The 20,532-nt window shown below is 70.0% G+C and carries 21 protein-coding genes; 9 read left to right on the plus strand and 12 right to left on the minus strand.

Translation table 11 applies throughout. The features are described from left to right. Nucleotides 1–31: 31 nt before the first annotated feature. Both H7A73_RS05740 and H7A73_RS05745 read right to left on the minus strand, forming a co-directional pair. Nucleotides 32–1,102, minus strand: coding sequence for a glycosyltransferase family 4 protein (locus H7A73_RS05740; protein ID WP_182065082.1), 1,071 nt, complete (start codon nucleotides 1,100–1,102; stop codon nucleotides 32–34). A 5-nt stretch (nucleotides 1,103–1,107) separates the two neighbouring features. Continuing rightward, complete coding sequence (locus H7A73_RS05745) at nucleotides 1,108–2,100, minus strand: alpha/beta fold hydrolase (protein WP_259362725.1); 993 nt, start codon at nucleotides 2,098–2,100, stop codon at nucleotides 1,108–1,110. 114 nt (nucleotides 2,101–2,214) lie between these two features. Here H7A73_RS05745 and treS point away from each other — a divergent pair, with 114 nt between their 5' ends. Both treS and H7A73_RS05755 read left to right on the plus strand, forming a co-directional pair. Beyond that, nucleotides 2,215–3,924, plus strand: coding sequence for a maltose alpha-D-glucosyltransferase (gene treS, locus H7A73_RS05750; protein ID WP_182065064.1), 1,710 nt, complete (start codon nucleotides 2,215–2,217; stop codon nucleotides 3,922–3,924). A 35-nt stretch (nucleotides 3,925–3,959) separates the two neighbouring features. Further along, nucleotides 3,960–4,706: a 3'-5' exonuclease gene (locus H7A73_RS05755; protein WP_111223637.1), complete on the plus strand. Its 747-nt coding sequence runs from the start codon at nucleotides 3,960–3,962 to the stop codon at nucleotides 4,704–4,706. Nucleotides 4,707–4,886: 180 nt separating this feature from the next. Here the strand turns inward: H7A73_RS05755 and H7A73_RS05760 are convergent, their stop codons facing one another. The 3 genes from H7A73_RS05760 to glgA all read right to left on the minus strand — a co-directional run bounded on the left by H7A73_RS05760 (nucleotide 4,887) and on the right by glgA (nucleotide 7,229). Then, nucleotides 4,887–5,135, minus strand: a complete 249-nt coding sequence (locus H7A73_RS05760; RefSeq protein ID WP_017887280.1) for a type B 50S ribosomal protein L31 — start codon at nucleotides 5,133–5,135, stop codon at nucleotides 4,887–4,889. Between the two features lie 102 nt (nucleotides 5,136–5,237). Beyond that, nucleotides 5,238–6,020 (minus strand): ABC transporter ATP-binding protein, encoded by a 783-nt coding sequence (locus H7A73_RS05765; RefSeq protein WP_182065065.1) that lies wholly within the window; start codon nucleotides 6,018–6,020, stop codon nucleotides 5,238–5,240. Between the two features lie 9 nt (nucleotides 6,021–6,029). Further along, on the minus strand, nucleotides 6,030–7,229 hold the full coding sequence (gene glgA / locus H7A73_RS05770) for a glycogen synthase (RefSeq protein ID WP_182065066.1): 1,200 nt from the start codon (nucleotides 7,227–7,229) through the stop codon (nucleotides 6,030–6,032). A 47-nt stretch (nucleotides 7,230–7,276) separates the two neighbouring features. Here glgA and H7A73_RS05775 point away from each other — a divergent pair, with 47 nt between their 5' ends. Together H7A73_RS05775 and serB are read left to right on the plus strand one after the other, a co-directional pair. Further along, entirely contained in the window at nucleotides 7,277–8,518 is a 1,242-nt protein-coding gene (locus tag H7A73_RS05775; RefSeq protein WP_182065067.1) for a glucose-1-phosphate adenylyltransferase, read from the plus strand. Between the two features lie 215 nt (nucleotides 8,519–8,733). Further along, nucleotides 8,734–9,372 carry a phosphoserine phosphatase SerB gene (serB, locus tag H7A73_RS05780; RefSeq protein ID WP_182065068.1) on the plus strand — a complete coding sequence of 213 codons (639 nt, stop codon included), beginning with the start codon at nucleotides 8,734–8,736 and terminating at the stop codon, nucleotides 9,370–9,372. Between the two features lie 12 nt (nucleotides 9,373–9,384). Here serB and fabG read toward each other — a convergent pair whose 3' ends face one another. After that, nucleotides 9,385–10,098, minus strand: a complete 714-nt coding sequence (fabG, locus tag H7A73_RS05785; RefSeq protein ID WP_182065069.1) for a 3-oxoacyl-ACP reductase FabG — start codon at nucleotides 10,096–10,098, stop codon at nucleotides 9,385–9,387. Nucleotides 10,099–10,263: 165 nt separating this feature from the next. Between fabG and H7A73_RS05790 the strand changes: the two genes are divergently transcribed. From H7A73_RS05790 to H7A73_RS05800, 3 genes are read left to right on the plus strand one after another with little or no spacing between them, the layout of a single operon-like run. After that, nucleotides 10,264–10,686, plus strand: a complete 423-nt coding sequence (locus H7A73_RS05790) for a DUF3099 domain-containing protein (RefSeq protein ID WP_182065070.1) — start codon at nucleotides 10,264–10,266, stop codon at nucleotides 10,684–10,686. After that, a complete protein-coding gene (locus tag H7A73_RS05795) occupies nucleotides 10,686–10,994 on the plus strand; it encodes a hypothetical protein (protein WP_371830589.1) in 309 nt (102 codons plus the stop codon). The genes H7A73_RS05790 and H7A73_RS05795 overlap by 1 nt, the downstream gene beginning before the upstream one ends. Further along, the gene (locus tag H7A73_RS05800) at nucleotides 10,991–11,956 is read left to right on the plus strand and encodes an SURF1 family protein (protein WP_182065071.1); all 966 of its coding nucleotides are present in this window, start codon (nucleotides 10,991–10,993) and stop codon (nucleotides 11,954–11,956) included. The genes H7A73_RS05795 and H7A73_RS05800 overlap by 4 nt, the downstream gene beginning before the upstream one ends. Before the next feature lie 332 nt (nucleotides 11,957–12,288). Here H7A73_RS05800 and H7A73_RS05805 read toward each other — a convergent pair whose 3' ends face one another. Continuing rightward, nucleotides 12,289–13,887 carry an ABC-F family ATP-binding cassette domain-containing protein gene (locus H7A73_RS05805; protein ID WP_182065072.1) on the minus strand — a complete coding sequence of 533 codons (1,599 nt, stop codon included), beginning with the start codon at nucleotides 13,885–13,887 and terminating at the stop codon, nucleotides 12,289–12,291. A gap of 115 nt (nucleotides 13,888–14,002) precedes the next feature. Between H7A73_RS05805 and H7A73_RS05810 the strand changes: the two genes are divergently transcribed. Next, a complete protein-coding gene (locus H7A73_RS05810) occupies nucleotides 14,003–14,602 on the plus strand; it encodes a biotin transporter BioY (RefSeq protein ID WP_111023032.1) in 600 nt (199 codons plus the stop codon). A 345-nt stretch (nucleotides 14,603–14,947) separates the two neighbouring features. On the opposite strand, the gene H7A73_RS05815 is transcribed toward H7A73_RS05810, so the two are convergent. From H7A73_RS05815 to sufB, 5 genes are read right to left on the minus strand one after another with little or no spacing between them, the layout of a single operon-like run. Next, nucleotides 14,948–15,277, minus strand: coding sequence for a metal-sulfur cluster assembly factor (locus H7A73_RS05815; protein ID WP_017887270.1), 330 nt, complete (start codon nucleotides 15,275–15,277; stop codon nucleotides 14,948–14,950). Further along, on the minus strand, nucleotides 15,277–16,050 hold the full coding sequence (gene sufC, locus H7A73_RS05820; RefSeq protein WP_071244730.1) for a Fe-S cluster assembly ATPase SufC: 774 nt from the start codon (nucleotides 16,048–16,050) through the stop codon (nucleotides 15,277–15,279). Before sufC ends, H7A73_RS05815 begins: the two co-directional genes overlap by 1 nt. 56 nt (nucleotides 16,051–16,106) lie before the next feature. Further along, entirely contained in the window at nucleotides 16,107–16,433 is a 327-nt protein-coding gene (locus H7A73_RS05825; protein ID WP_371830590.1) for a non-heme iron oxygenase ferredoxin subunit, read from the minus strand. Further along, nucleotides 16,433–17,743 (minus strand): Fe-S cluster assembly protein SufD, encoded by a 1,311-nt coding sequence (sufD, locus tag H7A73_RS05830; protein ID WP_182065073.1) that lies wholly within the window; start codon nucleotides 17,741–17,743, stop codon nucleotides 16,433–16,435. Before sufD ends, H7A73_RS05825 begins: the two co-directional genes overlap by 1 nt. Continuing rightward, nucleotides 17,744–19,162, minus strand: coding sequence for a Fe-S cluster assembly protein SufB (gene sufB / locus H7A73_RS05835; protein ID WP_071403757.1), 1,419 nt, complete (start codon nucleotides 19,160–19,162; stop codon nucleotides 17,744–17,746). 251 nt (nucleotides 19,163–19,413) lie between these two features. Here sufB and H7A73_RS05840 point away from each other — a divergent pair, with 251 nt between their 5' ends. After that, nucleotides 19,414–20,388: a COX15/CtaA family protein gene (locus tag H7A73_RS05840; protein ID WP_182065074.1), complete on the plus strand. Its 975-nt coding sequence runs from the start codon at nucleotides 19,414–19,416 to the stop codon at nucleotides 20,386–20,388. Nucleotides 20,389–20,532: the final 144 nt, after the last annotated feature.

Consider the following 20,532-nt stretch of genomic DNA (forward strand, 5'->3'; position numbering starts at 1 on the left):
CGCCCGACGTGACCGCGGTCCGCGCCGGCCCTCAGCCCCGCCGGTCCCCCACAGCCCGCTCGACGGCCCGGACGACCCGCTCCGCCGAGTCCTGCCACCGGAACCGGCCGGCACGCTCGATCGACTGCCGCGAGGCCTCGTCCCACCGTTCCTCGACCCGCCGGACAGCCGCAGCGACGGCGGACGGCGACGCCGGGTCGAAGTACTCCGCAGCGGAGCCGCCGATCTCCCGGAAGATCGGGATGTCACTGACGACGACCGGGGTCCCGACGCCCATCGCCTCGACGAGCGGGATGCCGAACCCCTCGTCGTACGACGCGGTCGCCAGTGCCGTGGCCGAACGGAGCACGGACAGGTACTCCTCGTCGGTGGCGCCGTCGTGGAACACGATCGATCCCGCAGGAGCCAGCGCCTCGAGCCGTGCCCGGTCGGCGTCGGACACCCGCGACATGCAGTGCAGCGTCCAGTCCGCCCCGAGGAGCGGCAGCGCCGCCGCCAGGGTCTCCACGTTCTTGTACGGCATGAACGAGCCCATGTAGACGAGCGAGCGTTGCCGTGGCGCTCCGGTCGACCGCGGTGTCGCCGGATCGGCCGCGTTGTAGGCAACGGTCACGGGTCGGCGCGTCAGCCGGTGCTCGGCGATCAGCCCGGCGGTCGTCTCCGACACCGTCACCACCCCGTCGGCGCCGTTCAGCAGGAACCGCTGCGGCGCCCACGACAGGTGGAACGCCCGCCAGCCGAGCCGCAGCGGCCACGAGAACTCCCGCGGCGGCGTGCGGTTGCGGTAGTAGATGAGGTCGTGCAGCGTCAGGACGAGCGCGTACCGGCGCCCCCGCGACCCCATCGTCTGCATGGGCGAGAACACCGCGTCGAGCCCGAGCCGGTTGACGCGCCGGGCGACGAGCGGCTCCCCCGCGTCCGTCGGTGCGGGCAGCAGCTCCCACGGCAGGTCGCTCGGCAGCGACTCGAGCTGGCGCTCGTCACTGACGAGCAGTACGTGGTCGTGCCGGTCCGGCAGGTGCGCGACGACGCCGGCGGTGAACCGGCTGATGCCGTCGTGCCGACCGATCCGCACGTACCGGCAGTCGATGCCGATGCGCAGGCGCGTCACGACGCGTCCGCCGTCCGGGAGGCCCGCCCCGACCCCGACCGTCGGCTGTCCGCCGCGGCCGCAACGCGTCCCGTGCGCCCCTGGCGTCCGGCACGTCCGGCCGTGTCCGCCATCCGGCGGAGCACCGCCGCCGCGGCCGGAGCCGGAGTCTCGTAGTGGACGAGGTGGCCGACACCCGGGATCACGACGAGCTCGGCGTCACGCAGACGCTCGGCGAGTGCGCGCTGTTCGGGGACGGCGGTGATGTCGTCGTGCTCGGCCGCGACGAGCAGCACGGGCACCTCGATCCGGTCGGCGTACTCGGAGACGTCGTGGGTGACCGAGGTGCGGAATGCCTCGAGCACGCTCGTGCGGTTCGCGAAGGCCGAGAAGTACCGGTCGTGCTGGTCGTGCACCCATCGGCGGACGGCGGGGTCGCGCGACTTCAGCATCGCGATGCTCATCGCCCGGACGATCGCCCCGTTCCGCAGGATCCCGAGCCCGATCGGCTTCGGCAGCACCGCGCCGGCGCGGTAGTACCCGATCGCGATCGCCGTCCCGACGGCACGCGGACCCTGCAGTGCCGGGGCCGCGATGGGGTTCACGAGCACGAGCAGTCGGGTGTCGAGCCCGGCGGCGACGGTGGCCGACACCACGATCGACCCGAACGAGTGCCCGAGCACGACGGTGTCGCGGCCGAGCCCGAGCGCGGCGTGGAACCCGGCCAACCAGGCCACGTAGGCGTCGACGTCGGACACCGGCAGCGGATCGGACACGCCGAAGCCGGGCAGGTCCGGCACGACCACACGGACACCTTCGAGGTGCGCGGCGATGGTCTCGAGCCCGTGGTGGTCCCCGCGGAACCCGTGCACGGCGAGCACGGTGCGATCCGCATCCTCGGGCCCGTAGACCCAGTAGTGCGTGGTCCGGCCGTCGACCTGGACGGCGCGGTGCACGACCGGGGTGGCGGCCATCAACGACTGGTACGGGGAGAGTACGGGCGGTTGCATCCGCGCCAGTCTAGGGAGCGAACCGCACGAAACCCCGGACACCCGCAGCATCTCGCGCCTATCGTGTCCGGGGCGGGCCGCAAGACCGGTCCGTCGATGACGACGAGGAGCACGGTGACCTTCACAGCCCCGATCCAGCTGCCCGGCCTGACGCTCGACCCGCAGTGGTACAAGCGCTCGGTCTTCTACGAGTGCATGATCCGGTCGTTCGTCGACTCCAACGGAGACGGCATCGGCGACATCCAGGGCGTGATCGGCAAGCTCGACTACCTGCAGTGGCTCGGCGTGGACGCCCTGTGGCTGCCGCCGTTCTTCCAGTCGCCGATGCGCGACGGCGGGTACGACATCTCCGACTACCGCGCGATCCTGCCGGAGTTCGGCACGCTCGACGACTTCCGCGAGCTCGTCACGAAGTCGCACGAGCGGAACATGCGCATCGTGATCGACATGGTGATCAACCACACCAGCGACCAGCACGAGTGGTTCCAGCAGTCCCGCGAGGACCCGGACGGCCCCTACGGCGACTTCTACGTCTGGCGGGACACCGACGAGGACTACTCGAACATCCGCATCATCTTCGTCGACACCGAGGAGTCCAACTGGACCTTCGACCCGGTCCGACGCCAGTTCTTCTTCCACCGCTTCTTCTCGCACCAGCCCGACCTGAACTTCGAGAACCCCGCGGTCATCGAGGCGATCTACGACGTCGTCCGGCACTGGCTCGACATGGGCGTCGACGGGCTCCGGCTCGACGCGATCCCGTACCTGTTCGAGTCCGAGGAGGGCAACGGCGAGGGCGAGCCGGAGACCCACGAGTTCATCAAGAAGCTCCGCGCGATGGTCGACGACGAGTACCCCGGCCGTGTGCTCCTGGCCGAGGCCAACCAGTGGCCGCGCGAGACGGCGGCGTTCTTCGGCACCGACGAGGAGCCCGAGTGCCACATGGCGTTCGACTTCCCGGTCATGCCGCGCATCTTCTACTCGCTCCGCGCCCAGCACGCCGCCGAGCTCAAGGCGATCCTGTCCGAGACCCTCGACGTGCCGGCCAGCGCGGCGTGGGGCGTCTTCCTCCGCAACCACGACGAGCTCACGCTCGAGATGGTGAGCGAGGAGTACCGGCAGGCGATGTACGGCTGGTACGGCTACGACCCGCGGATGCGCTCGAACATCGGTATCCGTCGGCGCCTCGCGCCCCTGCTCGACAACTCCCGCGCCGAGCTCGAGCTCATCCACGCACTGCTGTTCTCGCTGCCCGGTTCGCCGTTCCTGTACTACGGCGACGAGATCGGGATGGGCGACAACATCTGGCTGCCGGACCGCGACTCGTCGCGCACGCCGATGCAGTGGACGCCCGACCGCAACGCGGGCTTCTCCACCGCCGACCCGGGCAAGCTCTACCTGCCCGTCGTCCAGTCGCTCGTGTACAACTACGCGCAGGTCAACGTCGAGGCGCAGCTCGCCCAGTCGCGCTCGCTGCTGCACTGGGTCCGGAACGTCATCCACACGCGCAAGGCCCACCCGGTGTTCGGCCTCGGCTCCCTGCACGTGCAGGAGACCTCGAACGACTCGGTGCTCGCCTTCGTCCGCTCGTGGGAGGGCTCCGGCCAGCAGTTCGGCCCGTCCGCCGAGGACGTCCTGTGCGTGTTCTCGTTCGCGACGAACCCGACCTCGGTCACGGTGTCCGCTCCGGAGTTCGCGGGGCGTCCGCTCTACGACCTGTTCGGCGGCGGCTCGTTCCCGTCGTTCGACGAGGACGGCAACGTCACGCTGACCATGGGCACGCAGTCGTTCTACTGGCTGCACGTCGGCGCGCCGACCCGGTAGCCGGGGGTGTCGGTGCGTCCCGTTAGCCTGACCGCGTGACGTTCCCCACAGCACAGCTCGACGCGCCCGCTCCGTCCCAGGACCTCACCGGTCGGCCCTGGTGGCACGCGCTGGGCGTCTTCGACCTCGAGACCACCGGGGTCGACGTCGAGACGGCCCGGATCGTCACCGCCCACGTCGGGCTCATCGACATGACCGGGGCCTCCATCGTCGAGGGCGCCTGGATCGCCGACCCCGGCGTCCCGATCCCCGAGGGTGCCGCCGCCGTGCACGGCTACACGACCGAGCGTGCCCAGGCCGAGGGGCGTCCCGCGGCCGAGGTCGTGGCCGAGATCATCGCCGCGATCGAGGCCGTGTTCGCCCGTGGCATCCCCCTCGTGATCTACAACGCCCCGTACGACCTCACCGTCCTCGACCGCGAAGCGAAGCGGCACGGGTTCGCCTCCCCCGTCATCGGCAACGTCGTCGACCCGCTGGTGATCGACAAGGCACTCGACACCTTCCGCAAGGGCAAGCGCACGCTCGAGGCCGCGTCGGAGCTCTACGGCGTCACGCTCGACGACGCGCACGACGCCGGTGCCGACGCGATCGCTGCCGGGCGTGTCGCCCAGGCCATCGCGGGCAAGTACCCGGACGAGCTCGGCATCTCCGCCGAGGAACTCCACCGCAAGCAGGTCGGCTGGTGCGCCGAGCAGGCCACCTCGTTCCAGGACTACATGCGCAAGAAGCGCGACCCGACGTTCACCGCCGACGGCCGCTGGCCGCACCGCAACGGCGCCTGACCCCGCACTGCCCCCTCGCAAAGCACCGGTGTTCGCGCGCCGAACACCCGCAGAACGCGGTGTGACGCGCGAACACCGGTGTCTTGCGTCCCTGGGTCAGGGGCAGCTGGAGACACCGCGCAACGCGAACGGGCGGCCCTCCCGGAGGAGGACCGCCCGTGGGCGTTGCGTGGGGGCTGCTTACTTGCTGAAGCCCTTGAAGCGCTGGTTGAACTTCTCGACGCGACCGGCCGAGTCGAGGATGCGCTGCTTGCCCGTGTAGAACGGGTGCGAAGCGGACGAGATCTCGACGTCGATGACCGGGTAGGTCGCACCGTCGAGCTCGATGGTCTTGTCGCTGTTCGCGGTCGAACGCGTCAGGAACGTCTCACCGGAGGCCAGGTCGCGGAAGACGATGGCGCGGTACTCGGGGTGGGTGTCGGTCTTCATGGAGATTCCTCGATAGCGGTGGTGGGATTGCGCGAACTGCGCGGGAAGTCGTCGGCTTGCGCCAGCCGTCCACGATACCAGAGAGACGGCGGGATCGCAGCGCTACGCGGCGCGTGCCGTGTAGCGACCGGCGTCCTTGGTGACCGAGAGGTCGATGCCGAACGCCTCGGTCAGGGTCTGGTCCGTCAGGACCTCGTCGATGAGGCCGGCGGCCTGCACGTGGCCGTCGGCGAGGACGAGCGCGTGGGTGAAACCGGCCGGGATCTCCTCGACGTGGTGGGTCACGATGACGATGGCCGGCGAGTCCGCGCTCTGTGCGTAGCCGCCGAGGGTGCGGACGAGGCTCTCACGGGCGCCGAGGTCGAGCGACGCGGCCGGTTCGTCGAGGAACAGGATCTCCGGGTCCGTCATCACGGCACGCGCGATCTGCACGCGCTTCTGCTCGCCGTCGCTGAGGTCGCCGAACGTGCGGTCGGTGAAGGACCCCAGGCCCCACTCCTCGAGCACGCGCTGCGCACGGCGGACGTCGAGCTCCTCGTACTCCTCGTTCCAGCGCCCCGTCACCGAGTACGCAGCCGTGAGCACGACGTCGATGACCTTCTCCGTCACCGGGATCCGGCGTGCCAGCGCGGTCGACGCGAAGCCGATGCGCGGGCGGAGCTCGAACAGGTCGGCGCCGCCGAGTTCGGTCCCGAGCACCTCGACGTCACCCGAGGTCGGGAACGCCTGGGCACCGGCGACCTGCAGCAGCGTCGTCTTGCCTGCGCCGTTCGCGCCGAGCACGACCCAGCGTTCGTCGTCCTGCACCTCCCACGAGATCGCGTCGAGGATGGTGGCCCCGTTGCGGACCACGGAGACGTCTGACAAGCGCACGACCGAGGGCATGCGACCAGCCTACGGGTTCTGGCCGAGCACCCGGTCGTAGACCTGCCGTGTCCTGGTGGCGATCGCGTCCCAGGTGAACTCGGTCTCGACACGGAGCCGTCCGGCGCGACCCATGAGCTTCGCCAGCCCCTCGTCGGCGAGCACCTCGGTGAGGGTCGCGGCGAGGTCGGCCACGAAACGGTCGGGGTCGGTCGGGGTGCCGGTGCCGTCCTGCACCTGGTCGATCGGGACGATGCGGCCGGTGAGCCCGTCGGCGACGACCTCGGGGATACCCCCGGTGCCGGTGCCGACGACGGGGATGCCGCACGCCATGGCCTCGAGGTTCACGATGCCGAGCGGCTCGTAGACCGACGGGCACACGAACACGGTGCCCGAGGACAGCACGTTCACGATCTCCTCGTGCGCGAGCATCCGGTCGATCCAGACGACGCCCTCGCGCTCGGCCCTGAGCCCGTCGACGAGCTCGGTGACCTCGGCCAGGATCTCGGGGGTGTCCGGCGCGCCGGCGCACAGCACGATCTGCACGTCCGACGGCAGCGACGCCACGGCGCGGAGCAGGTACGGCAGGCCCTTCTGGCGGGTGATCCGTCCGACGAACACGACGCTCGGGCGCGTCGGGTCGATGCCGAGGGCGCGCACGGCGTCCTCGTCGACGGTCGGCTTCCACGCGTCGATGTCGATGCCGTTGTAGACGACGTGGACCTTCGCCGGGTCGATCGACGGGTACGAGCGCAGGATGTCCGCACGCATGGCCTTCGAGACGGCGATGACGCCGTCGGCGTTCTCGAACGCCTCGCGCTCCATCCAGCTGGACAGGCGGTAGCCGCCGCCGAGCTGCTCGGCCTTCCACGGACGAAGCGGCTCGAGGCTGTGGGCGGTCACGACGTGGGGGATGCCGTAGGTCAGCTGCGCGATCCGGCCCGCGGAGTTCGCGTACCAGGTGTGCGAGTGCACGAGGTCGGCGCCCTCGACGTCGGCCGCGATGGCCACGTCGGTGCCGAGGGCCTGCAGCGCGCCGTTCGCGTGGCCGAGGCCGTCCGGGGTCCGGTAGCCCCACACGTCGGGTTCGTCACGGAAGGCCCCGAAGGCCCGGACACGGACTTCCGTGTCCGTTCCCGACCGCAACGCGGCGGTGAGTTCGGACACGTGGACACCCGCTCCGCCGTAGACCTCCGGCGGATACTCCCTGGTCAGCAGATCGACTCGCACTGGTTCAACGTAACCGGTTCCCAGTGCTGACGCCTACTGTGAGCGGCATGGCACCAAAGAAGGTCTTCGGCATCGTGCTCGCCGGCGGCGAGGGCAAACGACTCATGCCGCTCACGGCCGATCGCGCGAAGCCCGCCGTCCCGTTCGGCGGCAACTTCCGTCTCATCGACTTCGCACTGTCGAACCTGGTCAACTCCGGTCTGCAGAAGATCGTGGTCCTGACCCAGTACAAGTCGCACAGTCTCGACCGGCACGTCGCGGAGACGTGGCGCATGGAGGGGCTGCTCGGCTCCTACGTCGCGTCCGTCCCCGCGCAGCAGCGGCTCGGCAAGCGCTGGTTCGCCGGCTCGGCCGACGCGATCCTGCAGTCGCTCAACCTGCTGCGCGACGAGCGACCCGACATCGTGGTCGTCGTCGGGGCGGACCACGTGTACCGGATGGACTTCCACCAGATGGTCGAGGCGCACATCGCCTCCGGCCGCAGCGCCACGGTGGCGGCGATCCGTCAGCCGATCGGGCTCGCCGACCAGTTCGGCGTGATCCAGGTGGCCGACGACGACCCGACGAAGATCGAGGCGTTCCTCGAGAAGCCGAAGGACGCCGTCGGCCTGGCCGACTCCCCCGGCGAGATCCTGGCCTCGATGGGCAACTACGTGTTCAACGCGGACGCGCTCGTCGACGCGGTCCTGCGCGACGGCCAGCACGAGACGTCCGCGCACGACATGGGCGGCGACATCGTCCCCGACTTCGTCAACCGCGGCGACGCCGGCGTGTACGACCTGCAGCGCAACGAGGTCCCCGGTTCCACCGACCGCGACAAGTATTACTGGCGCGACGTCGGCACCATCGACTCGTTCTTCGACGCCCACATGGACCTCATCGCGCCGGTCCCGGTCTTCAACCTGTACAACCAGGACTGGCCGATCTTCAACCAGCAGACGAACCTGCCGCCGGCGAAGTTCGTCCGCGACGCCAACGGCAACACCGGGTCCACGGTGGACTCGCTCGTGTCGCTCGGTTGCCTGGTGTCGGGTGCGCAGGTCGAGCGCAGCATGATCGGGCCCTGGTGCTCGATCGACTCCGGCGCGAAGGTCCTCGACTCGATCGTGTTCGAGCGCGCCACCATCGGCGCCGGGGCGATCGTCAACCGCGCCATCCTCGACAAGGACGTCGTCCTCGCGCCGGGTGCGCAGGTGGGCGTCGACCGCGAGGCCGACGAGGCGCGCGGGTTCACCGTCACCGAGTCGGGCATCACCGTGGTGGGCAAGGGCGTCCGCGTCGACGCCTGATCCGTCACCGAGTCGGGGCTCCGCCCATGGGTCGGCAAGGGCGTCCGCGTCGACGCCTGATCCGTCACCGAGTCGGGGCTCCGCCCATGGGTCGGCAAGGGCGTCCCCGTCGACGCATAAGCAGACACCCGGGGCGCAGCCCCGGACGGACGGCCTGGAGGCACGGCTCGCGTCACGGACGCGGCCGTGCCTCCGTCAGTCGGTACCGTTGGTGCGTGCCCCGCTTCCTCGTCGTCCTCGATGCCGATTCCACGCTCCTCGAGGACGAGGTGATCGAACTGCTCGCCGACAGCGCCGGGACCCGGCCACAGGTGGCGGCGATCACGGAGCGCGCCATGCGCGGGGAACTCGACTTCGCCGAGAGCCTCCGGGAGCGTGTCGCGACCCTGGCGGGCCTCCAGGCTGACGTCTTCGTCCGCGCACAGCAGGCGGTCCGTGTGACGCGGGGCGCCGACCAGCTCGTCCGCGCGGTGCACGCCGCCGGCGGCACCGTCGGCGTGGTGTCGGGCGGCTTCCACGAGGTGCTCGACCCGTTCGCCGAGCAGCTGGGGCTCGACCACTGCCGGGCGAACCGTCTCGAGGTCACCGACGGCGTGCTCACCGGCCGTGTGCTCGGCGACGTCGTCGACGCGCACGCCAAGGCCGTCGCGCTCCGCGAGTGGGCGGACGCGGACGGGGTCGACCCGGCACGGGCGATCGCGATCGGCGACGGCGCGAACGACCTCGAGATGATGCGCGTCGCGGCGCTGTCGGTCGCGTTCGACGCGAAGCCGCGCGTGCGGGAGCAGGCGGACGTCGCGGTCGTCGACCGTGACCTGTCCGCCGTGCTCGCGACGCTCGGCCTGCGCGGCTGAGCCGTCCGGGGGCTAGTGCCCCATCCCGAGGCCACCGTCGACCGGGATGATCGCACCCGAGACGTACCCGGCACCGTCGCTCGCCAGGAACAACGTGGCGTCCGCGACGTCGTCGACCGTGCCGTAGCGGGCGGCCGGGATCGCCTTCTTGAACTCGGCCTGCAGCTCGTCGGAGAGTGCGGCGGTCATGTCCGTCTGGATGAAGCCGGGCGCCACGACGTTGGCGGTGATGCCGCGCGAGCCGAGCTCACGCGTGATCGACCGGGCCATGCCGACCAGGGCGGCCTTCGAGGACGCGTAGTTGACCTGGCCGATCTGGCCGTAGGCGCCCACGACGCTCGACATCAGCACGATGCGGCCGAACTTGGCCTTCATCATGCCCTTCGTCGCGCGCTTGACGACGCGGAAGGTGCCCGTGAGGTTCGTGTCGACGACGCTCGTGAAGTCGTCCTCGGACATGCGGAGGAGCAGCTGGTCGTTCGTGATGCCGGCGTTCGCGACGAGGACCTCGATCGGACCGAGCTCGGCCTCGACCTGCGTGAACGCGGCGTCGACGGAGGCAGTGTCGGTGATGTCGGCCTGTACCGTCAGTGCGCCCTCGGGGCCACCGTGACCGCTGCGCGACGTCACGGCGACCCGGTGGCCGGCCGCGACGAACCGCTCGGCCAGCGCGTGGCCGATGCCGCGGTTGCCGCCGGTGATGAGGACGGTACGGGGGGTGCTCATGGTCGCTCCGTTCGGTGGGATCTGCTCGGCACGCGGTGCCGGGGACCCGGCGGACACGCCCGGACGAGCGTACCCGAGCGGACCACCCCGCCGGTTCGCGCGCGGCGCACCCACGATCGGTCCGGCGGGATTAGGCTTGACCACGGGTAGACGGAGACCATCTGTATGAAGAGCACGCACACGAGCATCACGTCGCTGCCGGACACACCGGAGCAGGACCGGGCGCACCGCCTGTCCCGCTACGTCTGGCAGATGGCCGTCCGAGTGGTCCTCTTCATCTCCGCGGTGCTCGTGTACTCGATCTGGCACTCGTGGCTGGCGGTCATCCCGATCGTCCTGGCCGCGGTGATCCCCTGGGTAGCGGTCGTCATCGCGAACGCGGGCAGCCGGACCGAGAGCGACATGATCTCCCCCGCCGGGTCCATCGAGCTCTACGACGCCGTCGACCCGCGACTCCGCGAACAGCAGGAGGACGCCCGGGCCCAGGCCTACCGCGACGAGCAGGACCGCCTCCGCCAGCAGGCGCAGCACGCGCAGGACGAGTGGCAGCGCAACGGCGACCGATCGAAGATGTGGGGACCCCGCTGATGGGTGCGACGTTCGACCTGCAGACCGAGCCCGGATCCACCCCGGTGTGCTCGCGAGCCGGGTGCGTGTCGACGGCCGGGTGGCGCGTGAACTGGCGCAATCCCCGGATCCACGCGATCGACCGCGTGAAGATTTGGGCCGCGTGCGAAGAACACCGTGACTTCCTCGCCGACTACCTCCGCTCCCGCTCGTTCCCGGTGCGCGTCACCGGGATGCACGAGGACGTCGATCATCTCGACGACGAGCGCGAGTCGACCGCTGCGCCGAAGAACGACGTCGGGGTGCGCTCCACCGGCACCTCGCGATGACCGACGGCTTCGACCCGCAGTCCCGGTACGGCCGCAAGCACGCCGCGAAGCTGCAGCGCGCATCCGCGGGTTCGGGCGCTCCGGCGCAGCAGCACGACCCCGACGAACCCTTCGTCGGCTGGCGCTTCGTCCGGAGTCGCCGCTGGCTCGGCTACTTCGCGATCGCGGTCGCCTTCGCCATCGTCTGCGCGTTGTTCGGCATGTGGCAGTGGGACCGCCGCAACGAGGCCGTCCGGCAGAACGAGCAGGTCGCGCAGAACTACGACCACACCCCCGTCCCCGTCGACCGGGCGCTGCCGAAGCCCTCGAGCTGGCAGGACGAGCAGGAGTGGCTCCGGGTCTCCGTGACCGGCCGCTACGACGTCGACTCGCAGCTGCTCGTGCGCAACCGCGTGCACAACGGCCAGCCCGGGTTCGAGGTCCTGACGCCCCTGGTCACGTCCGAGGGCCGCGCCTTCATCGTCGACCGCGGGTGGGTGCCGACCGGCAACGCCCAGGACGCCCCCGACCACGTGCCGGCTCCCCCGTCCGGCGAGGTGACCGCGATCGTCCGCCTGCAGCAGAGCGAACCGCGCATCCCCGGCCGCTCCGACCCGAAGGACACCGACCAGGTGCAGTCGGTGACCCTCGCCGACGTGGCGGACAAGGTCAACGACCCGATCTGGACGGGCGCCTACGGGCAGCTCGCCTCGGAGTCCCCCGCCCCGACCGAAGCCCGCCCGCTCGGCTGGGAGCGTCCCAATGCCGACACGGGGCTGCACCTCAGCTACTTCATCCAGTGGTTCCTGTTCGCCGCCGGCGGCTTCGGGTTCCTGGCGTACGTGATGGTGCAGGAGTACCGGAACCTCAACCAGGACGACCCGGAGGAGCGCGAGCGCGCCCTCGAGCGCGAGCGTCGGAAGAACGCGAAGCCGAAGACCGACGCCGAGATCGAGGACGAGCTCATCGCGTCACGCCGCTGACGCGTGCGCGTGCGCGTGCGCCAGCGCGCGTCGCCAGCGCGCCGTGCGCACCTCGCGACCCGTGCGCCCTTCGGCGCACCGTGCAGCGCCACAAGCGGGCACTCAGTAAGCAGCGCCGCAGCGGACTGCGGACGCGGCACCGTGCGGACGGGAGGCACGGCGCACGACCGGTGCCGCGCCTCCAGGCCGTACCGTGCCCACCTCGCAACCCCGTGCGCGCTCCCGCGCACCGTGCCGCCCCACAAGCGCGCACCCAGCACGCAACACGGACCGGACCGGACCGCGAACGCGGCGCCGTGCGGACGGGCCTCGCCCGACCGCACGCGCAGCAACTAGGCGAGCTCGATGAGCTCCGCGTAATCCTTGTTCCAGTGGTCCTCGGTGCCGTCCGGCAGCAGCAGCACACGCTCGGGGTTGAGCGCCTCGACCGCTCCGGCGTCGTGGGACACCAGGACGACCGCACCCTCGAAGCCGGCCAGGGCGTTGAGGATCTCCTCGCGCGACGCCGGGTCCAGGTTGTTCGTCGGCTCGTCGAGCAGCAGGACGTTCGCGCCGGAGACCACGATCATCGCGAGCGACAGACGTGTCTTCTCGCCACCGGACAGGACGCCGGCCTTCTTGTAGCCGTCGTCGCCGGTGAACAGGAACGACCCGAGCACGCGACGGGCCTCGGTCTCGTTGAGGTCGGTCGACGCCGACACCATGTTCTCGATCACCGTGCGGTTGACGTCGATGTTCTCGTGCTCCTGCGCGTAGTACCCGATGCGCAGACCGTGGCCCGGCTGGATCTCGCCGGTGTCGGGCTGGTCGGCTCCCGCCAGGATCCGCAGCAGCGTCGTCTTGCCCGCACCGTTGAAGCCGAGGATGACGACGCGCGAACCGCGGTCGATCGCCAGGTCGACACCCGCGAAGATCTCGAGCGACCCGTAGGACTTTGACAGGCCCTCGGCCATCAGCGGCGTGCGGCCGCACGGGGCCGGGGTGGGGAAGCGGATCTTCGCGACCCGGTCGGCGACGCGCTCGTCCTCGAGGCCGGCGAGCAGCTTGTCGGCACGCGCGACCATCTGGTGGGCTGCCGCGGCCTTCGACGCCTTGGCGCCGAACCGGGCGGCCTGGTCCTTGAGCGTGGCGGCCTTCTTCTCGGCGCCCGCGCGCTCCTTGCGGCGGCGCTCCTCGTCGGCGACGCGCTGCCGCTGGTAGAGCTTCCAGCCCATGTTGTAGATGTCGATGGTCTGGCGGTTGGCGTCCAGGTAGAAGACGCGGTTCACGACCTCGTCGACGAGCTCGACGTCGTGGGAGATGATGATGACGCCACCGGGGTAGGTCTTCAGGTGCTCGCGGAGCCACACGACGGAATCGGCGTCGAGGTGGTTGGTCGGCTCGTCGAGGATCATCGTCTCGGCGTCCGAGAACAGGATCCGGGCGAGCTCGATGCGCCGGCGCTGACCGCCCGAGAGCGTCTTGAGCTGCTGGTCGAGGATGCGGTCCGGCAGCTTCAGGTTCGAGGCGATGGAGGCCGCCTCGGCCTCGGCTGCGTAGCCGCCGAGCGCGTTGAACTGGTCGTCGAGGCGGCTGTAGCGGCGCATCGCCTTCTCGGCAACGGCCGCGTCGTCACTCGCCATGTCGAGGGTCGCGAGCCGGATGCCCTCCACGAGCTCACCGAGACCACGGGCGTCGAGGATGCGCTTCCGCGCCGTCTCCTCCGGGTCGCCGGAGCGGGGGTCCTGGGGCAGGTAGCCGATCTCGCCGCCGCGCTCGATCTTGCCGCCGGTGGGCTGCGTCTCACCCGCGAGGGCCTTGGTCATCGTCGTCTTCCCCGCGCCGTTGCGGCCGACGAGTCCGATCTTGTCGCCCTTCTCGACACGGAAGGACACGTCCTCCATGAGGAGACGAGCTCCGACGCGGATCTCGAGTTCGTGCACGGCAAGCACAGTGGACGTCCAATCAGTTGGTGGGTTTGCACAACGGTGTGTGCGTGAGGTGCACCGCTACGCTGACGGGACCGATGGTTCCGAACGGAACCAGCAGTCCATTCTAGGAGAATCCATGACGAACGCCACCGGGTTCGCTCCCCGCGCAGTCCTCGCCGACCGTCTGCGCACGCACGGGCTGGCCACCGACGCCGCCCTCGTCGCCGGCGGAGCCCTGTTCACCGCCGCGATGGCGCAGCTCGAGGTCCCGATGTGGCCGGTCCCGATCACCGGGCAGACGCTCGCCGTCGTGCTCGTCGGCGCGACCCTGGGTGCCCGACGCGGCATGCTCTCGCTGCTCGTCTACGCGGTCGCCGGACTCGCGGGCGCCCCGTTCTTCGCGGACATGCAGGGCGGCCTGCAGGCGCTGGCCCTGCCGAGCTTCGGGTACGTCATCGGCTTCATCCCGGCCGCCGGCCTCGTCGGCTGGCTCGCGCGCCGCAACTGGGACCGCCACGTCGGACGCGCGGCGGTCGCGATGCTGCTCGCGAGCGCCATCCCGTTCGTGACCGGCCTGCCGTACCTGGCCGTGGCGCTCGGCCAGCTCGGCGCCCCGAACGACGTCCAGTCGGTGCTCGCCGCCGGCCTGTACCCGTTCATCGTCGGTGGCATCGCCAAGGCACTCATCGCGGCCGGCATCCTGCCGCTCGCGTGGAAGGCCGTCGGCCGCCGCTGACGCCGCGCACGAGAACGGCCCCGCACCCGATCGGTGCGGGGCCGTTCTGCGTCCGGTGCGGGCCGGCCCTCGGTGCGGTTCGGGTGGTTCGGGCGGTTCGCCGAGATCGCGGGGCACGCCGTGTGCGCGACCCGCCGGTCGGTCACGACTCCCCGCCACCCGGACGCCGGGTGGCCGCGTTCGGTCGCCTGGACCGCGGCCAGCCGACTGAACGCGACCACTCCGCGAACGTGGGCGGGCGGTCCCGACCGATCGGCGGCGCGCCCCGCGCGTGGCGTGCGCACAGACGGACGGGAGGCCCGGTGCCAGCTGGCACCGGACCTCCCGTCCGTCAGGGGGTCGTGACTAGATCGCGAAGCCGAGGGCGCGCATCATCTCGCGTCCGTCGTCGGTGATCCGTTCCGGACCCCACGGCGGCATCCAGACCCAGTTGATCCGGAAGGCGTCCACGATGCCGTCGAGGGCGTTCGCGGTGTCCCCCTCGATGACGTCGGTCAGGGGGCAGCCCGCGCTGGTGAGCGTCATGCTGATGACGAGCGCGTTGGCATCGTCGTCCCAGGCGAGGTCGTAGATCAGACCGAGGTCGACGATGTTCACGCCGAGCTCCGGGTCCTGGACCTCCTTCAGGCCCTCGACGACCTCGTCGAACTTGTCGGGAGCGAGTGCGGCGATCATCAGGCCTGCGCCTCGGCCGCAGCGGCCTGCACGTAGCGGTCGTAGCCCTCGTTCTCGAGGCGGTCGGCGAGCTCCGGGCCGCCCTGCTCCGCGACCTTGCCGGCGACGAACACGTGCACGAAGTCCGGCTTGATGTAGCGGAGGATGCGCGTGTAGTGCGTGATGAGCAGCACACCGAGGCCGGTCGCGGCCTTGGCGCGGTTGACTCCCTCGGAGACGATCTTCAGCGCGTCGACGTCGAGGCCGGAGTCGGTCTCGTCGAGGACGGCGAACTTCGGCTTGAGGAGCTCGAGCTGCATGATCTCGTGGCGCTTCTTCTCGCCACCGGAGAAGCCCTCGTTGACGTTGCGCTCGGCGAACGACGAGTCCATCTTCAGGTCGGCCATCGACTGACGGAGTTCCTTGATCCAGCCACGGAGTGCCGGAGCCTCACCGTCGATCGCCGTCTTGGCGGTTCGCAGGAAGTTCGACACCGTCACGCCGGGGATCTCGACCGGGTACTGCATCGCCAGGAACATGCCGGCACGGGCGCGCTCGTCGACGCTCATCGCGAGGACGTCCTCGCCGTCGAGGGTGATCGTGCCGCCGACGACGTTGTACCGGGGGTGCCCGGCGATCGTGTACGCCAGGGTGGACTTGCCGGAGCCGTTCGGCCCCATGATCGCGTGGATCTCGCCCTCGTTGATGGTGAGGTCGACACCCTTCAGGATCTCCTTGGTGCCCTGGTCGGTGTCGATCGAGACCTTGAGGTCACGGATTTCCAGAGTGGACATTGCGTTCCTTCGGTTGCAGCTGTGTGCGGCGTCAGCCGCGGGAAGTGTTGGTGTGCTCAGTCGACCGGGACGACGTCCTGCACGTCGACGTAGACGTCGCCGTCGCGGACCTCGACCCGGAAGACCGGGACGGGCTCGTAGGCCGGGAAGTTCTGCGGCTTGCCGGTGGTCAGCGAGAAGCGGGACCCGTGGGCCCAGCACTCCAGCGAGTCACCCTCGACGAAGCCCTCCGCCAGCGAGATGTCGCCGTGCGTGCAGGTGTCGCCGATGGCGTGGACCGTGCCGGACGAGTCCTTCACGATCGCGACCGCCGTACCGTCGACGACCACCCGCATCGGGCTGTCCACCGCGATGTCGGCTTCGGCGCAGACCTTCTCGGCCATCAGGCGGTGGCCTCCGCGCCATCGGCCCGCGGGGCGGCAGCCTGTGCGTCGCCCGCCTCGGCCGGTGCGGCGATGACCGAACGGCCCTCGGCCAGCTCCTGCTCGACCGCGGCGATGAGGCGTTCCTCGAGCTCGGGCGCACCGATCTTCTGGATGACCTCGACCAGGAAGCCGAGCACGACGAGACGCCGGGCTTCTTCTTCCGGGACGCCGCGGGACTGCAGGTAGAACAGCTGCTCGTCGTCGAAGCGACCGGTCGCACTCGCGTGCCCGGCACCCTCGATGTTGCCCGTCTCGATCTCGAGGTTCGGGATGCTGTCGGCACGGGTGCCGTCCGTCAGCACGAGGTTGCGGTTCTGCTCGTACGAGTCGGTGCCGTCGCCGGCGCGGCCGATCAGGACGTCACCGATCCAGACGGTGTGCGCGCCCTGACCCTGCAACGCGCCCTTGTAGTTGACCCGACCGCGCGTGTTGGGCGCGTCGTGGTTCACGTAGACCTGCTGCTCGATGTACTGGCCGGCGTCGGCGAAGTACACGCCGTACATCTCCGTGTCGGCGCCCTGCGCACCCAGGTGCGTCGAGGGGTTGACCCGGATGACGTCGCCGCCGAGCGAGACCACGACGTGCTTCAGGAACGCGTCGCGGCCGACCTCGGCGAAGTGCGTCGCGACGTGGACGGCGTCGTCGTCCCAGTCCTGCAGGCTGACGACGGTCAGTCGCGAATTCTGCTGCGCGACGATCTCGACGTTCTCGCTGAGCAGGGCGCTGCCGCGGTTGTCGAGCACGACGATGCCCTGCGCGTTCGGCTCGGCCGTGATGACCGTGTGTGCGGCGCGGGGCTGCGACCCGAAGTCGGAGCGGGTCACGGTGATGAACTCGTGTGCCTCGGTGGCCTTGATCGTGATCGCCAGTACGGCGTCGCGCGCGCTCCAGGCCGCGGCCGAGGCGCGGTCCTCGGGCAGCCCCGCGGAGCCGACGCGGGGGTCGTCGCTGCGGCCCCATTCGACGTCGGCACCCTCGGACTGTCGGGCGAGGTACGGGTAGGCGGATCCGTCGAGTCCGCCGTCCAGCAGCGGCTGGAGCTTGGCGAGCGGTGCGAACTTCCAGTTGACCTCTCGGCCGGTGACCTTCGGGAACGCCTCGACGTCGCCGGACTGGAACCGCTCGGAGCGGGTCTGGACCGGCACCTTCTTGTCGGGGGCGTCCCAGCCGCCGTCGGAGTGGGCTCCGGCGCCGTGCTGGGTGCCACCCTGCGCTGCGGCAGCGGGCTCGATCGGCTGGTCGATGTGGGGAGGGGTGGTGCTGGACATCTAGCCGACGGATCCTTCCATGCTCATCTCGATGAGCTTGTTGAGTTCGAGTGCGTACTCCATCGGGAGCTCGCGGGCGATCGGCTCGATGAAGCCACGGACGATCATCGCCATCGCCTCGTCCTCGGCCATGCCGCGGGACATGAGGTAGAAGAGCTGCTCCTCGCTGACACGCGAGACCGTCGCCTCGTGTCCCAGCTGCACGTCGTCGACACGGATGTCGATCGCCGGGTAGGTGTCGCTCCGGCTGATCGTGTCGACCAGCAGGGCGTCGCAGCGCACGGTGTTGGCGGCGTGGTGCGCAGCCGGGTCGACCCGGACCTCACCGCGGTAGCCCGCACGACCGCCACCACGGGCGATCGACTTCGAGACGATCGACGACGTCGTGTACGGCGCCATGTGGATCATCTTCGCGCCGGCGTCCTGGTGCTGACCCGGGCCCGCGAAGGCGACGGAGAGCGTCTCGCCCTTGGCGTGCTCACCGGCGAGGTAGATCGACGGGTACTTCATCGTGACCTTGGACCCGATGTTGCCGTCGATCCACTCCATCGTCGCGCCCTCGTGTGCGATCGCACGCTTGGTGACGAGGTTGTAGACGTTGTTCGACCAGTTCTGGATCGTCGTGTACCGAACGCGGGCGTTCTTCTTGACGATGATCTCGACGACGGCCGAGTGCAGCGAGTCGGACTTGTAGATCGGGGCGGTGCAGCCCTCGATGTAGTGGACGTACGAGTCCTCGTCCGCGATGATCAGCGTCCGCTCGAACTGGCCCATGTTCTCGGTGTTGATCCGGAAGTACGCCTGCAGCGGGATCTCGACGTGGACGCCCTTCGGGACGTAGACGAACGAGCCACCGGACCAGACGGCCGTGTTCAGCGCGGCGAACTTGTTGTCGCCCGCCGGGATCACGGTGCCGAAGTACTCCTCGAACAGCTCCGGGTGCTCACGGAGCGCCGTGTCGGTGTCCATGAAGATGACGCCCTGCTGCTCCAGGTCCTCGCGGATCTGGTGGTAGACGACCTCGGACTCGTACTGCGCGGCGACACCGGCGACGAGGCGCTGGCGCTCGGCCTCGGGGATGCCGAGCTTCTCGTAGGTCGCACGGATGTCCTCGGGGAGGTCTTCCCACGACTGCGCCTGCTTCTCCGTGGAGCGCACGAAGTACTTGATGTTGTCGAAGTCGATGCCCGTCAGGTCGGCGCCCCACGTCGGCATCGGCTTGCGACCGAAGAGCGACAGCCCCTTGAGGCGGTTCTTCAGCATCCACTCGGGCTCGTCCTTGAGGTTCGAGATGTCGGTGACGACCTCTTCCGAGATCCCACGACGGGCGGAGGACCCTGCCGAGTCGGAGTCGGACCAGCCGAACTCGTATTGGCCGAGCCCTTCGAGCTCGGGACGGTCGATGAGCACGTCGGACATGGTCTCCTCGTTTCCTTCTCGCGGGACAGCGTTACAGGTGTCAACCCGTGGCGTCTGGACGCCATTCCACCGCGGACCGCTGACATGCGGACCCGGTGCTGCTCCCTCGCAACGACAATGGTTCCACGCAGTCCGTGGAGTGATCGGCGATCTCGGCCCATTCGGAGCCGGCGCCTGCCTAGACTTGACTGCTGCTGAACCCTCGAATCCTACAGGTTCACTGCACGGAACAACAGGAAGGCACCACCCTCGTGACACGCGTCGGATCCCCCGTCGAGCAGGATCTCCGGACCGGACGGTGGTGGTCGCTCCCCCGCGTGGTCGACCGTCGCGTCGTGGCGCTGGCCTGGGCGTCCTTCGTGGTCGAGGTCGTGCTGATCGGCACCGGAGGGCTGGTGCGCCTCACCGCCTCGGGCCTCGGATGCCCCACCTGGCCCAAGTGCACGGCGGATTCGCTGGTCTCCACGCCGGAGATGGGCATCCACGGCATCATCGAGTTCGGCAACCGCCTGCTCACCTTCGTGCTCGTGATCGTGGCCGTCGCGATGTTCCTCGCGGTCGTCCGGATGCTCCGCACGCGCCCTGAACTCTTCTGGCTCGCGTTCGCTCAGGGCGTGGCGATCCCCGTGCAGGCCGTCATCGGCGGCATGAGCGTCTGGACGAACCTGAACCCCTTCGTGGTCGGGCTGCACTTCGTCGTCTCCGCCGCGCTCACCTCGGTGACCGCTGCGCTGGTCTACCGGACGACGCACGGCCCGCGCACCGCCCAGCGGCTCGTCCCCGGCTGGTACACGGGTGTCGTCCGCGGCACCGTCGCCGCCGTCGTCGTGACCGTGCTCGTCGGCATCCTGACCACCGGCAGCGGCCCGCACGCCGGAGCCGACGCCGCGGTCGACGGTGGGCGTCTGCACCGGACCGGGTTCGACCCGGCGGTGATGGAGCACGTGCACGCCTGGCCCGCGTACGCCCTCTTCGCCCTGACCCTGGTGCTCGTCATCGGAGCCGTCCGCCTGCGCCAACCGAGCAAGTGGCCGCTGTTGCTCCTCGTCGTCGAGTTCCTGCAGATCGCGGTCGGCCTCACGCAGGCGCGCACGGGTCTGCCCGTCGGACTCGTCGGCACGCACATGGTGCTCGCCGGGCTGCTCGTGGGTGCGGTGACCGCCGTGGTGCTGTCGACGCGGGCCTCTGCCGGCCGAGACGCCGTCCGGGAACCGCTCGACGCCTGACGCCCGGGCGCGTCGCGCGCTCGACACCCGTTCTCCGACACCCCACGAGTCGTTCGACTCGTGGGGTGTCGCGTTCCCGGTGGGCATCGTCAGCGGGCGCACCACGCGCGGTCAGCAACCGCTCGCGTCCGCCCCGCGGCCGAC

The sequence above is a fragment of the Curtobacterium sp. ME12 genome, assembly GCF_903970855.1.
Classification (GTDB): domain Bacteria; phylum Actinomycetota; class Actinomycetes; order Actinomycetales; family Microbacteriaceae; genus Curtobacterium; species Curtobacterium poinsettiae_A.

Excerpts from the sequence above, each read along its gene's own strand:
- H7A73_RS05745 (WP_259362725.1), bottom strand. The coding sequence starts at position 2,100 with ATGCAACCGCCCGTACTCTCCCCGTACCAGTCGTTGATGGCCGCCACC.
- H7A73_RS05760 (WP_017887280.1), bottom strand. The coding sequence starts at position 5,135 with ATGAAGACCGACACCCACCCCGAGTACCGCGCCATCGTCTTCCGCGAC.
- H7A73_RS05765 (WP_182065065.1), bottom strand. The coding sequence starts at position 6,020 with ATGCCCTCGGTCGTGCGCTTGTCAGACGTCTCCGTGGTCCGCAACGGG.
- H7A73_RS05775 (WP_182065067.1), top strand. The coding sequence starts at position 7,277 with ATGGCACCAAAGAAGGTCTTCGGCATCGTGCTCGCCGGCGGCGAGGGC.
- fabG (WP_182065069.1), bottom strand. The coding sequence starts at position 10,098 with ATGAGCACCCCCCGTACCGTCCTCATCACCGGCGGCAACCGCGGCATC.
- H7A73_RS05790 (WP_182065070.1), top strand. The coding sequence starts at position 10,264 with ATGAAGAGCACGCACACGAGCATCACGTCGCTGCCGGACACACCGGAG.
- H7A73_RS05795 (WP_371830589.1), top strand. The coding sequence starts at position 10,686 with ATGGGTGCGACGTTCGACCTGCAGACCGAGCCCGGATCCACCCCGGTG.
- H7A73_RS05800 (WP_182065071.1), top strand. The coding sequence starts at position 10,991 with ATGACCGACGGCTTCGACCCGCAGTCCCGGTACGGCCGCAAGCACGCC.
- H7A73_RS05810 (WP_111023032.1), top strand. The coding sequence starts at position 14,003 with ATGACGAACGCCACCGGGTTCGCTCCCCGCGCAGTCCTCGCCGACCGT.
- H7A73_RS05815 (WP_017887270.1), bottom strand. The coding sequence starts at position 15,277 with ATGATCGCCGCACTCGCTCCCGACAAGTTCGACGAGGTCGTCGAGGGC.
- sufC (WP_071244730.1), bottom strand. The coding sequence starts at position 16,050 with ATGTCCACTCTGGAAATCCGTGACCTCAAGGTCTCGATCGACACCGAC.
- H7A73_RS05825 (WP_371830590.1), bottom strand. The coding sequence starts at position 16,433 with ATGGCCGAGAAGGTCTGCGCCGAAGCCGACATCGCGGTGGACAGCCCG.
- sufD (WP_182065073.1), bottom strand. The coding sequence starts at position 17,743 with ATGTCCAGCACCACCCCTCCCCACATCGACCAGCCGATCGAGCCCGCT.
- sufB (WP_071403757.1), bottom strand. The coding sequence starts at position 19,162 with ATGTCCGACGTGCTCATCGACCGTCCCGAGCTCGAAGGGCTCGGCCAA.